At 44.0% G+C, this 13,060-nt stretch carries 13 protein-coding genes; 12 read left to right on the top strand and 1 reads right to left on the bottom strand.

What is annotated here, in order from left to right; genetic code table 11:
* Nucleotide 1 precedes the first annotated feature (1 nt).
* From G575_RS0107805 to G575_RS0107795, 3 genes are all read left to right on the top strand, one after another.
* On the top strand, nucleotides 2-892 hold the full coding sequence (locus G575_RS0107805) for an ROK family protein (protein WP_027972241.1): 891 nt from the start codon (nucleotides 2-4) through the stop codon (nucleotides 890-892).
* A 1-nt stretch (nucleotide 893) separates the two neighbouring features.
* Entirely contained in the window at nucleotides 894-1,859 is a 966-nt protein-coding gene (locus G575_RS0107800; protein WP_027972240.1) for an acetylxylan esterase, read from the top strand.
* Nucleotides 1,860-1,964: 105 nt separating this feature from the next.
* A complete protein-coding gene (locus tag G575_RS0107795; RefSeq protein ID WP_027972239.1) occupies nucleotides 1,965-3,005 on the top strand; it encodes an oxidoreductase in 1,041 nt (346 codons plus the stop codon).
* Between the two features lie 188 nt (nucleotides 3,006-3,193).
* Here G575_RS0107795 and G575_RS0107790 read toward each other — a convergent pair whose 3' ends face one another.
* Nucleotides 3,194-3,997: a MurR/RpiR family transcriptional regulator gene (locus G575_RS0107790; protein WP_027972238.1), complete on the bottom strand. Its 804-nt coding sequence runs from the start codon at nucleotides 3,995-3,997 to the stop codon at nucleotides 3,194-3,196.
* Between the two features lie 216 nt (nucleotides 3,998-4,213).
* Here G575_RS0107790 and G575_RS0107785 point away from each other — a divergent pair, with 216 nt between their 5' ends.
* The 9 genes from G575_RS0107785 (at nucleotide 4,214) to G575_RS0107745 (ending at nucleotide 12,682) form a co-directional block, all read left to right on the top strand.
* Nucleotides 4,214-4,537, top strand: a complete 324-nt coding sequence (locus tag G575_RS0107785) for a hypothetical protein (RefSeq protein WP_027972237.1) — start codon at nucleotides 4,214-4,216, stop codon at nucleotides 4,535-4,537.
* Complete coding sequence (locus G575_RS11335; RefSeq protein ID WP_083958885.1) at nucleotides 4,524-6,455, top strand: V-type ATP synthase subunit I; 1,932 nt, start codon at nucleotides 4,524-4,526, stop codon at nucleotides 6,453-6,455. Before G575_RS0107785 ends, G575_RS11335 begins: the two co-directional genes overlap by 14 nt.
* A 1-nt stretch (nucleotide 6,456) precedes the next feature.
* Entirely contained in the window at nucleotides 6,457-6,930 is a 474-nt protein-coding gene (locus tag G575_RS0107775) for a V-type ATP synthase subunit K (RefSeq protein ID WP_027972236.1), read from the top strand.
* 10 nt (nucleotides 6,931-6,940) lie between these two features.
* Complete coding sequence (locus tag G575_RS11675) at nucleotides 6,941-7,495, top strand: hypothetical protein (protein WP_051177000.1); 555 nt, start codon at nucleotides 6,941-6,943, stop codon at nucleotides 7,493-7,495.
* 9 nt (nucleotides 7,496-7,504) lie between these two features.
* Nucleotides 7,505-8,488, top strand: coding sequence for a V-type ATPase subunit (locus G575_RS0107765; RefSeq protein ID WP_027972235.1), 984 nt, complete (start codon nucleotides 7,505-7,507; stop codon nucleotides 8,486-8,488).
* Nucleotides 8,478-8,789, top strand: a complete 312-nt coding sequence (locus tag G575_RS0107760; protein WP_027972234.1) for a V-type ATP synthase subunit F — start codon at nucleotides 8,478-8,480, stop codon at nucleotides 8,787-8,789. The genes G575_RS0107765 and G575_RS0107760 overlap by 11 nt, the downstream gene beginning before the upstream one ends.
* A 115-nt stretch (nucleotides 8,790-8,904) precedes the next feature.
* A complete protein-coding gene (locus G575_RS0107755; protein ID WP_027972233.1) occupies nucleotides 8,905-10,686 on the top strand; it encodes a V-type ATP synthase subunit A in 1,782 nt (593 codons plus the stop codon).
* Complete coding sequence (locus G575_RS0107750; protein ID WP_027972232.1) at nucleotides 10,679-12,058, top strand: V-type ATP synthase subunit B; 1,380 nt, start codon at nucleotides 10,679-10,681, stop codon at nucleotides 12,056-12,058. Before G575_RS0107755 ends, G575_RS0107750 begins: the two co-directional genes overlap by 8 nt.
* 3 nt (nucleotides 12,059-12,061) lie before the next feature.
* Entirely contained in the window at nucleotides 12,062-12,682 is a 621-nt protein-coding gene (locus tag G575_RS0107745; RefSeq protein ID WP_027972231.1) for a V-type ATP synthase subunit D, read from the top strand.
* Nucleotides 12,683-13,060 lie beyond the last annotated feature (378 nt).

Below are 13,060 nucleotides of genomic sequence, written 5' to 3'. Positions count from 1 at the left end.
TATGAGTCTTTATTTAGCGATTGATATTGGTGGTACAGCGATTAAGCATGGTTTGGTTGATGAGTCTGGTCGGATTCTAGAACGTCAAGAATGGCCGACCCAAGCCCATTTAGGGGGGGCACATATTTTGGAGACGGTTTGTCGGCTAGTTGAAGAATACCGAGAAATTGCAGAGCTAAAAGGAGTTGCTCTGTCTTCCGCTGGGATGGTTGACCCTTTAAAAGGGGAAATTTTCTATTCAGGACCTCAGATTCCGAATTATGCAGGAACGCAGTTTAAGGCTACCATCGAAGAACGCTACGGACTTCCTTGTGAAATTGAGAATGATGTTAATTGCGCAGGTCTTGCGGAAAGTATATCAGGGGCAAGCCAGGGAAGTCAATTGTCTCTTTGTCTAACTATAGGGACTGGTATCGGAGGCTGCTTGGTACAGGAAGGGACAATTTTCCATGGTTCAAGTTATTCTGCCTGTGAGGTCGGTTACCTTCCGCTTCCTGGCGGGGCCTTTCAAGATATGGCCTCAACGACCGCTCTTGTAAAAGCTGTGTCTAAGGCACACGGTGATGATATGGCCAATTGGGATGGTCGTCGCATTTTTGAGGAAGCTAAGGCTGGTAACGAGAAATGTCGTTCCGCTATTGCTCAAATGACTCATCATCTAGCCTTAGGGATTGCTAGCATTTGCTATGTGGTCAATCCTGAGATTGTGGTATTGGGGGGAGGCATCATGGCTCAGAAAGCCTATCTGGAGCCACTTTTGCAGCAAGAGCTCAAAGAGATTCTTGTTCCTATCCTGGCCGAAAAAACGAAGCTGGCTTTTGCGCACCATCAAAATGATGCGGGCATGTTAGGTGCTTATTACCATTTCCGAAAGATGCAGGAGACGAAATGACATGAAAGATACCATGAGTTTGCAAGATATGAGAAGTTATTTGGGACGAGAAGCTGTCCCAGAAGATTTCGACTCTTTCTGGGAAGGCTTTCTGTCAGACAGGTCATCACCTTCATACGATCTTGTAGAAAAAGAATTTGGGCTAAGTTCGGTTTCTTGCTATGAATTGCGCTTTTCATCACCAAAAGGCTCGACTCTTTTTGCCAAGTGTCTTTTCCCAAAACACACACAATCTTGCCCAGTGCTCTTCTCTTTCCATGGCTATCAAGGGCAGAGCCCTGATTGGGCAGAAGGGTTAAAATACACGGCAGAAGGTCTAGGAATTGTCTTTCTGGACCTCCCTGGGCAAGCTGGAAGATCCACTGAACGCGGAGATTATACGGGGATTATGGTGAAAGGTCAGGTTCTCAGAGGGATGCTAGATGGACCAGCCCAACTTTTCTACACAGATGTTTATCGAGGGATTGTTGATTTAGTTGACATTGTAGCAAGTTTTGATTGGGTCGATGACAGTCGCTTATACAGTTACGGTGCTTCTCAAGGTGGCGCCTTGGCTCTAGTGGCTGGTGCGCTCTCCACGAAAATCAAAAAAGTAGCGACCATTTATCCTTTTTTATCTGACTTCAAGCGGGTCTTAGAGTTGGGCAATAACAGCGAGGCTTATGACGAGCTCTTTCGCTATTTCAAGTACTCGGATCCTTTTCATGAAACGGAAAAAGCGGTGCTAGAAACCCTATCTTATATCGATGTGAAAAATTTTGCTCACAGGATTTCCTGTCCAGTGCTTTTTGTGACGGGGCTTGAGGATGAGGTGTGTCCACCTTCTACTCAATTTGCCATTTACAATCGCCTTAAGTCCCCAAAAACACACCGTCTGTTGCCAGATTATGGGCACGATAGTCTCAATGTCAAAGTAAACGATTTGGTCTATGATTTTCTACTAGAAAGCAGGATTTTGGAAAGATAACCTTGTATTTTTATTCAAGATAGACTCCATCTGACGGAGTCTATCTTTTTAGCTTCGGACAGAGGGTTATTTTTTTGATAGAATAAGTCTCAAAAGGAGAAAAATATGGAATCATTATTGTTATCCGCTGTAGAAATTGCTGGCTTATCCTTGAAAAATCGTGTTGTCATGCCACCGATGTGTATGTATGAAGTGAAGGCTGAAGATGGGTTGCCTACAGCTTTTCATGAGGCACACTATGGTGCTCGTGCTATTGGAGGCGTTGGTCTTATTATCCAAGAGGCTACAGCTATTGAGCCAGAAGGTCGCCTATCTAAGCATGATTTAGGCATTTGGAATGATGCTCAGGCTGAGGCCTTGGCTTCTTTAGTGAAGCAATTACAGGGCTTTGGTGCCAAGGTAGGGATACAGCTTGGCCACGGAGGTAGAAAAGCTAGAGATGCGCGACAACCTCTGGCTCCAAGCCCTATTCCCTATGATGATAGTTATCATCAGCCAGTTGAGATGACTATAGAGGCTATTGATCGGGTAAAAGCTGCTTTTGTTGCAGCTGCTATTCGAGCTGAAAGAGCAGGCTATGATATGATTGAACTTCATGGTGCTCATGGCTATTTAATCAATCAATTTTTAGAGCCTGCAAGTAATCAACGACAAGATGCCTATGGTGGGTCATTGGAAAATCGCTTTCGCTTTCTAAAGGAAATCGTCCAGGATATTAGAAAAGTTGTCAAAATCCCTATTTGGGTTCGTCTATCGGTGACTGCCTACAACGAATCAGGCCAGCAAAATAGCCTAGCAGACTACCAGCAGATAGCCAAGTGGCTAGAAGATCTAGGTGTGGCTTGTCTGGATGTTTCTACTGGCGGTCTTTTGCCAATCGTGCCAAATATTCCCATCTACGGTGGCTATCAAGCTGTTTTTACAGCCGTGATTAAAGAAGCCGTCTCTATTCCAGTTACTGCGGTTGGTCTTTTAAACAGCCCAGAGCTTTGTGAGTATCTGTTGCAAAATGGCCAAGCAGACCTTATTCAGGTAGGAAGAGGGCTCATTAGAAATCCCAATTGGCTAGCTGATGCAGCAGCTGTCTTACATGATGATCGTTACACTGTTTACAATAATTCATATGCTCGCGGACAAATCAAATAATTAGAGCAAAAGCCATTGGTCAATGGAGTTAGAGGTCTATCAGTTCAGGTGGCCTTTTACACTCATTCGTGACAAAATGTCAAAATTAAAAACGAACACAGGAAGTTTTCTATCACTTAGAATCCTCTTGTGTTCGTTTTTTGAGTTGATAATGTCTCCGTTTTTTACATTGATACAGAGTTTTTGAGTTACTCAATAATGGTTTCTTTAAAAATGGCTTCTTTTTTTTCTTTATTAATTTCTAAAAAGTAGGCGTAGAGGATATCGACCATGACAAGCATAGGAAATTGTGGTGAGATCCGATTGCCATAGTTGATGTGGTGCGTGCTTGCCACACGGATAATTTGCGTTAAGAAGTCGTGTTTTTCGATAGGTGTGGCGGTGATGAGGACAGTCTCTGCTCCTTTTGCTTTTGCTTGCTCCAGTCCTGTCAATACAGAAGGGGTTGTTCCAGATAGGGAAAAGCCAATGACGAGACAGTTTTGGGATAGGCTGTTTGCGCTCCAAATCATCCCTTCAGTGCTTGAGAGGGCATCACAAACTACTCCTAGCCTCATGAGACGGAGTTTTAATTCTTGTGCCACTAGGGCAGAGCTTCCTTTGCCATAAAAATAAACGCGTTCGGTATTTTCAATCAGCTCAGCTAGCTTTTGCAATTGTTCCTCATCGACTAAATCGTGAGATTGTTGGATTAAATCGTGGTAATCAATCATGACCCGTTTAGTCAAATCTCGATGAAATTTGGCAAAGTCTTGCTGGTCTGATTTTTGACTTTTGAGGTATTCAAAAACAAACTCTCGATACCCCTTAAAGCCACATTTCTTAGCAAAACGTGTCAGGGTTGCCTGTGAGATGTGGAGTCTTTGGGTGATTTGCTGGCTTGCTAGATCCTCTTCAGATAGCTTTTGGGAAATAAAGTAATCTGCAATGCTACGTTCGAGACTGGTCATTTCAGATAGATAAACGGACATTTTGGTGGTTAGGGAGTTCATAAAAAGAAAGCCCTTTCATATTATTGTAATTCTAGTATAACATAAAATTTTTTTAGGTCTCAAAAATATTTTTTATATAACAATTTGAAGCTACTTTATAAATAGGAAGAAAGTGTCAAAAAACCTTGTCTATCAAGGGATTGAGGCAATATTTTTTGAAATGAAAGCGTGACATTTTAAAAAAAAGTGTTATGATATAACATAAGGAGGTGGACTATGAGTCTTGCATCAGAAGCTATCTTAGAAATTGAAGGTCAAGTTGCTAATCGTTTAAAAGAGCACGAAGAAGCGATTGCTCTTTTGGGACAGCAGGTCGATAGTCAGTTGGCTGAGGCAGAAAAAGCGAGTCGACAGGCACTTTTAGCACATAAAGAAGCTAGGCAAAGGGAGTTAGCGGCGACAATTGCGGATAAAGAAGCGCAAGCTAATGCCCGTATTTCAGAAAAAATAGCAGAGCTTAGCACCAGTATTGTTCAGAAAGAGCCAGTGTTAGTGGCTAGCATTTTAGAGGAGGTCCAAGAGTTTTATGGCGGTATCTAAAATGCAAAAGCTCCTGATTTTGACAGACTATCCGACAAGGGAGTTGTTGTTAAAATCCGTTCAGGAATGCCAAGTTTTTGAACCGCTTGCTGTGGAGACAGTCTCGCTAGGAGAGGAAAAACGATCCCATCTGGCAAGGCAGATTCAGGATTTGGAGCAAGAGCTATCTAGGCTACTACAAGATCAGACCTACCTTAAGGCGGTCACACCAAAGAAACTGTGGTCAGAGCGTTTTGATTTAACCGCGCCTTCTTTCGATAAAAAAATAGCAGAGCTGAAAGAGCGTGACGTTTGGCATCAAGTTTTAGAACTTCAAAATAGAGAAGATGTCAGAAATCGACAACTCAAGGAATTGGATGAGGATATCCATCTGGCAATGAAATGGCAAGCCCTGCCATTTTTAAAAAGGGATCGTCGCAACCTTAAATCGATTTATGCTATTGCAGGGACTTTGCCGGAGGATCCTAGTCAGGATAAGCTCAATCAACTCTTGGCTCACGAGGATTATTACGTAGAACGACTCTTCCAAAATGACTTGGAGGTCGGTCTTCTTGTCTACACTGACCGATCAGCCAAACATGAACTGAAAGCATTTCTAGATGGTCTCCATTTTAACCAGTTTGATTTTCCTTTTGGGAAGTTACCGGTGGATCAGCTGGAGGACTTTAAAGCAGAGCGTGCGATGCTACTTGAACAGCAAAAAACGGATGCTCAAAGCCTACGAGCATTGAGCCAGCACTACACGGATTTGATGCTCTTAGAAGAAGACCTGTATAATCAGATTCAACGCTTAAAAGCAGAGCAGTTGTTGGGGGCGGGTCAGGAACTAGTGGCTTTGTCTGGATGGGTTGAGGTGTCTAAGCTTGCACACCTTAGAAGCGTCTTAGCAGAAACGCTACAAGAGGGGACTTATGTGGTCTTATCCGATGATGAGCAGGTGGATGAGAAGGAGATTCCGACACAGTTGGACAATCATCCTTTAGTTGAACCGTTTGAAGTCTTGACGGAGATGTATAGTTTGCCTAGGTATTCTGAAGTTGATCCGACACCACTTTTGGCACCTTTTTATACTGTTTTCTTCGGTATGATGGTAGCAGATGTGGGCTATGGTTTATTGCTATGGTTAGGCACTTGGTACCTACTTCATAAGACAAAAGCCAGTAAGACAGCCAGAAAAAATTACAAGCTCTTTCATATCTTGTCTTATTCAACGATTTTATGGGGGCTGTTCTTTGGTTCCTTATTTGGCATCCAGTTACCCTTTTACATCCTCTCAACGACCGATGATGTGATTGCTATTTTAATCCTATCCGTGGTTTTTGGTTTTATCCAATTACTCTTTGGTCTCGGGGTCAACACCCATCTACAACTTAAGGAGAAAAATTACCCTTCCGCTGTGTCAGATGGTTTGGGCTGGATTGGACTTTTGATTGGTGTGATTTTACTAGCGGTTCAAAATGTGATAAATATGGCTGTACTTGGTGACATTGCTAAGTGGCTACTTATTGTCAATGTGGTTGCCATAGTGCTTGGAACAGCTGCAGGCAGTCGAAATAAACTACTTGGCATCGGTTCTGGGCTTTATAAACTTTACGGGGCAACCTCTTATATCGGAGATATTGCTAGCTACACACGCTTGATGGCACTGTGTGTGTCGGGAGCCTCTATTGCGGCCTCCTTTAATATGGTTGTAGGGCTATTGCCACCTTTGGCAAGGTTCACAGTAGGAATTCCTTTGATTCTTGCTCTACAGCTTTTAAACCTGGGCATGTCCCTTCTGGGAGCCTACGTGCACGCTATTCGTTTGCAATTTGTTGAATTCTTTGGCAAATTCTACGAAGGCGGTGGACGTGCCTTTAAACCTTTAAAAACTTATGAAAAATACACAGATTTAAAAACGAGAAAATGGGAGAAATAAGATGAAAGCACTAATTGAATTTTTATCATCAGAAAATGGCGGCATGATGCTAGCTGCAGCAGGTATGGCCTTGTCCATGATTTTAGCAGGGACAGGCTCAGCCAAAGGTGTTGGTATGACAGGTGAAGCAGCGGCAGCTATGTCCAAAGAACAACCAGAAAAATTTGGTAAATCTTTGGTGCTACAGCTCTTGCCAGGGACACAAGGTTTCTATGGCATGATTATTGCCTTGATGATTTTTGGGAAAATGGGTGGCACTATTGATGTCGGTCTTGGCATGAAGCTTTTAGCTGCTGGCTTTACGATGGGCTTTACAGGTTTGACATCTGCTGTAGCTCAAGGGCGTGTGGCAACAGCAGGTATTCAAATTTTGGCCAAAAATGAAGAACACTTCATGAAAGGCGCTATTTACGCAGGGATGGTTGAAATGTACGCCATTCTTGGCTTGGTTATCGCGATGATGATGATTATCTAAGGGTGAGCCTATGACAGATTTACAAACATTTACGGCTGGGATTTTAGCTCGTAAAGAAGAGGAGTTATCGCTTTTATGGGAAAAAGCAGAAGCTTCTGAGCAAGCGCGACGTGAAGCAGGGCTTGCGGCTATCTTAGAGAAAGAAGAAGCTGAAAAAGCACAGCTGGATAAGCAATTTGCTTTGGAGTTTGCGACTGCTAGTCAGGCCATTGACAATAAGAGTCGTAATAGCATTTTAGCCCATCGTCAAGAGCAACTGCACAGCTTATTTGACAAAGCTTATGAGCAGATGGCGGCTTGGGATAGGGAAAGCTTTGCTCAGTTTTTTAATCGAGTGATTGGGCAATTAGATTCCCAAAAGGACTATAGCCTACAACTGGGTCAAAAAACACAACACGCACTGGACTTGCCAGAGAACATCACCCTGCTTTCAGAGCCTATTGCAGATGAAGCAGGCTTTGTCCTTGAAGCAGATGGCATTCGATACAACTACTTATTTCGTGCTCTTTTAAACGATGTGGTCCCTGACGTGATCGGTAGGCTGTCAAAGCAGTTGGATAGCTAGGAGGTTACCATGCAGGACATTGATTATGCAAGTATCAATACGGCGGTTCGCATTCGTGAGATGGATTTGCTCACGAAGGAGACCTTCGATAGTCTCTTAAAAGCTAAGGATTTTGTGCAAGCGCAGCAGATATTAAAACCAACTATCTATCACGAGGTGACCGAGGATTTTGAGCCTATTTTAATGGCGGAGTTGGCAAAGACATCTGATTTTGTCAGTGAGCAAGTGGGAGGAAAGGCTGTTGCGCAGATTTTTTCTCTCGTTTACACTTATCACAACCTCAAAGTGCTGTTGAAGCATCATTTGGCTGGTCTTGAGTTGGAAGAGTTTTTGTTGCCTATAGGTGCTTACTCGCTTGAGGCCTTGCAGCATTTGGTTAAGACAGAGCAGTCAGAGTTTTTGCCAGATGTTTTGGTCGAAGCAGTGCAAGACACCTGTCAAGATTACCGTGAGTATGGTCGTTTAGAAGGGATTGATGTTCTCTTAGACCGCGGTTATTTTAAACATTTGGTAGCTGTGGCTAAAGAGCTTGATGACCCTGTTATTTTAGACATGGTGCAGGCTTGGGCAGATCTTTACAACCTTAATTGCATTTTCCGATTGCGGGAAACAAAGCTGTCTCAGGCGTTTTTGAAGACGATTTTGTCAGACGAAGGGCAGATTAATTTGAAAGAATTGATCCGACTAGCAGTAGCAAATCGCTTTGATGAGCTATTAATCCTTGTCAATGAGACGGCATATGCCAACCATTTGACTGGTTTGCTTGATTCAGATGGTCAGTGTAGCCTGTCGCTTGAATTAGCCAGAGATCAGGTCTCGCACGCTTACCTTAGCGAGGCACGCTTTGAAGCCTTTGGCTATTTGCCCCTCCTTGCCTACCAATACTATAAGGAAATGGAAGTTAAAAATCTTCGTTTGATTTTGACAGGAAAGGTCAATGGCTTTGAACAGAGCGTTTTAAAAGAAAGGATGAGACCAATCTATGACTTATAAGATTGCTGTTGTGGGTGATAAGGACTCTATTTTGCCTTTTAAAATGATTGGATTTGAGATTTTTGATGCCAAGTCAGGACAAGCTGCACGACACATCATTGATCGTTTGGCAACTCAGGATTACGGGGTCATCTATGTGACAGAGGCTGTCGCAGGAGACATTCCAGATACCATTGCCCGTTATCGAGAGCAGGCAGTGCCGTCGCTTATCTTGATACCAAACTATAAGGGAAGTCTGGGTATTGGTATGAAAAATATTCAAGACAATGTGGAAAAAGCAATCGGGCAGAATATTTTGTGAGGGTTGTCCGACTGTTTGGGCGGCCTGATGAGAGAATCAGTCGCACTTATAGGACAACTGAACCAAAAGACAAACGAGAAAACAAGGCTCTCAGTCTGTTGAGAAAGGAGCATATGTGAAAACTGGAACAATTATTAAGGTCTCTGGACCACTCGTGATGGCGAGCGGTATGGAAGAGGCCAATATACAAGATATCTGTAAGGTCGGAAATGTCGGCCTTATTGGTGAAATTATTGAAATGCGAAAGGACGTAGCCTCCATTCAGGTCTACGAAGAGACATCAGGTATTGGTCCTGGAGAGCCTGTTGTAACAACGGGCGAAGCTTTGTCTGTAGAGTTAGGGCCAGGTATCCTGTCACAGATGTTTGATGGGATTCAACGCCCGCTAGACACCTACCATGAAGCAACGCAAAGTGATTTTTTGTTACGTGGTGTTGAGGTGAAACCGTTAAGTCGAGATAAAAAATGGGCATTTACACCGACCGTTAGCGTTGGGGATAGGGTAGTTGCTGGTGATATTGTAGGAACTGTCCAAGAAACGTCAGTCATTGAGCATCGTATCATGGTTCCTTTTGGCAAGAGCGGTGTGATTAAGGCGATTGCTCCAGGTGATTATACCCTTGAAGACACGGTTTACCTGCTTGAGACGGATAAGGGAGAAGAAAGCCTCACCTTGATGCAAAAATGGCCAGTACGTCGTGGCCGTCCCTTTGCTAAGAAACTCAACCCTCGTGAACCTATGCTGACAGGTCAGCGTGTTATTGATACTTTTTTCCCTGTGGCAAAAGGTGGTGGTGCAGCTGTTCCGGGACCATTTGGTGCTGGGAAAACGGTGGTACAACACCAAGTGGCGAAATGGTCTGACGTGGACATCGTGGTCTATGTTGGTTGTGGCGAGCGTGGAAATGAAATGACGGATGTTCTGAACGAATTTCCAGAACTCATCGACCCAAATACAGGCCAGTCACTGATGAACCGTACCATTTTGATTGCCAACACCTCAAATATGCCTGTAGCGGCGCGTGAGGCGTCTATCTATACCGGTATCACCATTGCAGAATATTTCCGTGACATGGGTTACAATGTGGCGATTATGGCGGATTCGACGTCACGTTGGGCCGAGGCGCTTCGTGAAATGTCAGGGCGTCTGGAGGAAATGCCTGGAGATGAGGGTTATCCAGCCTATCTCGGTAGCCGTATTGCTGAGTACTATGAGCGGGCAGGAAAGGTGATTTCTCTAGGCAGTCAAGGTCGTGAGGGGTCTGTGACGGCTATCGGTGCAGTGTCGCCCCCTGGAGGAGACATTTCTGAGCCTGTCACACAAAACACCTTGCGTATCGTATGCGTTTTTTTGGGTCTTGATGCTACACTAGCTCAGAAACGCCATTTTCCGTCTATGAACTGGCTTAGCTCCTATTCTCTCTACTCGGATGAGATTGGTGACTTCTTGGATGAAAAGCTTGGCACCAATTGGTCTGAAAAAGTGACTCATGCCATGAAAACCTTGCAAGAAGAGTCTGAGTTGGAAGAAATTGTTCGTTTGGTCGGGCTAGACTCCTTGTCTGATAAGGATAAAATCACCATGCAGATTGCACGTATGATCCGTGAGGATTACCTTCAGCAGAATGCCTTTGATGACGTTGATACCTTTACCTCATACGACAAGCAATCACTGATGTTAGATTTAATCATCACTTTTGAAAAAGAAGCGCGTAAGGCCTTGAAGTTGGGTGCTTATTACCATGAAATTTTTGAAGGGACAGTAGAGCTTCGCGACCGTATCGCGCGTGCCAAATATGTGGCAGAAAAGGATTTGGATAAACTGTCTGCTCTTTTAGTGTCCATCCCAGAAGAGCTAAAAGCTATCGTCGCAAAAGGAGGAATGACGCATGATTAAGGAATACAAAACCGTCAGCGAAGTTGTCGGCCCTCTGATGATGGTTGAGGGTGTCGAGGGAATCAAGTTTGATGAGTTGGTAGACATCCAAATTCAGGACGGGTCGATCCGTCGTGGGCAAGTCTTGGAAGTTCAGGAAGATAAGGCGGTAGTACAGCTTTTTGAATCGGCAGCGGGAATCAATCTTCGTGACACCAAGGTTCGTTTTCGCGGGAAACCTTTAGAACTAGCTGTTTCTGAAGATATGCTTGGGCGTGTCTTTGATGGCATGGGTCAAGTCAAAGATGGTGGGCCACAGATTTTAGCTGAGCAAAGTCTTGACATCAACGGTCAGGCCATTAATCCGATTCGCCGTGACTATCCAGATGAGTTTATCCAGACAGGGATTTCGGCCATTGACCACCTTAATACACTTGTCCGTGGCCAGAAATTGCCAGTTTTCTCAGGTTCTGGTCTGCCACACAAGGAATTAGCTGCGCAGATTGCTCGCCAAGCGACAGTTCTCAATTCGGATGAAAAGTTTGCAGTTGTCTTTGCAGCTATGGGGATTACCTTTGAAGAAGCAGAATACTTCATGGAGGATTTCCGCAAGACAGGAGCCATCGAACGTTCGGTCATGTTTATCAACTTAGCCAATGACCCTGCGATTGAGCGTATCGCGACACCCAAGATGGCTTTGACAACGGCGGAGTACCTTGCCTATGAAAAAGACATGCACGTCCTTGTCATCATGACAGATATGACCAACTATTGCGAAGCGTTGCGTGAAGTTTCAGCTGCTCGTCGTGAGGTACCAGGACGTCGAGGCTATCCTGGCTATCTTTACACGAATTTATCAACCCTTTATGAACGTGCGGGACGCTTGGTCGGCAAAAAAGGGTCGGTGACTCAGATTCCGATTTTGACCATGCCTGAGGATGACATCACCCACCCAATCCCTGACTTGACAGGATATATCACGGAAGGTCAAATTATCTTGGCGCGTGATTTGTACAATGCAGGCTACAAGCCACCGATAAATGTTTTACCATCTTTGTCGCGCCTTAAGGATAAAGGGACAGGTGACGGCAAGACGCGCGCAGATCACGCAGCAACTATGAATCAGCTCTTTGCAGCCTACGCTCAAGGAAAACAAGTCAAAGAATTGGCAGTGGTTCTCGGTGAGTCGGCGCTGTCTGAGACGGACAAACTTTATGTTAAGTTTACGACACGCTTTGAGGAAGAATACATCAATCAAGGCTTTTACACCAACCGTAGCATCATTGATAGCTTGACGTTGGGTTGGGAATTGCTCTCTATCCTGCCACGCACAGAGCTCAAGCGTATCAAAGACGAGATGTTGGATCAGTACCTTCCAAAATCGGAGGACTAGCCTATGGCCAGACTAAATGTCAAACCCACTCGTATGGAGTTGTCACGTTTGAAAAAACGCTTGAAAACATCTACCAGAGGGCATAAGTTGCTCAAAGACAAACAGGACGAACTCATGCGTCGCTTTATTGACCTGATTAAGCAAAATAACCAACTGCGCCAATCCGTCGAAGAAAGGCTAACTAAAGCCATGCAGGCCTTTGTGCTTGCTAAGTCGACCTTGCCAGAAAGTTTCATTGAAGAATCGTTTGCTTTGCCGACACAAGCCGTTGACCTGCATATCGAGCAAGAAAACATCATGTCAGTCAATGTGCCACGTTTGCATGTGCAATTACCTGAAAAGGCGAGCCAGTTTCAATACGGCTTTCTCAATTCTAACTCAGATATGGATAGTGCCATTGCTACCTTTCAGACCCTCAGTCAAGATCTTTTAGACTTGACTGAGATTGAGAAGACTTGTCAACTCTTGGCAGATGAAATCGAAAAAACCAGACGTCGTGTCAATGCTTTGGAGCATCTTATCATTCCACAATTACAAGAGACCATCTCATATATCCAGATGAAGCTGGAAGAAAATGAACGGTCAAATATCATTCGTATGATGAAGGTGAAAGAACTCGATTGACAAGCGAAAGGAAACAGACTAAAGAAGCGAAAGCTTCTTTTTATTATAGAGCCGTTCAACTGGCCAATCCCTAAGAAAATTTTTTACGTCTTACCCTTACCTGGTTGATATGAATTGAACGGGTCTTGTGACGGTTAGCGGCAGTACTTTGTGAGGAGAGGTTTTGTTTTTTGATTGTTGTGGGATTTTTGATTTAAAGTCGACACGGTCGCTGTTTTGATGCTGTAAACTAGCGCTATAACGCGATGTCTGTTATCGGCAGTAAATAAAAAATTTGATTACTTTAGAAAAAATGAAAAAAATCTTTGTGAAAGTATTTACAAATCCCTTGAGATGTTGTAGAATATATCTTGTGAAAAAGTTAACAAGAGAAATGTT

It is taken from the genome of Streptococcus plurextorum DSM 22810 (genome assembly GCF_000423745.1).
Taxonomy (GTDB): domain Bacteria; phylum Bacillota; class Bacilli; order Lactobacillales; family Streptococcaceae; genus Streptococcus; species Streptococcus plurextorum.
The sequence above is the reverse complement of the archived record's forward strand: the minus strand, read 5'-3'. Positions and strand labels throughout refer to the sequence as shown.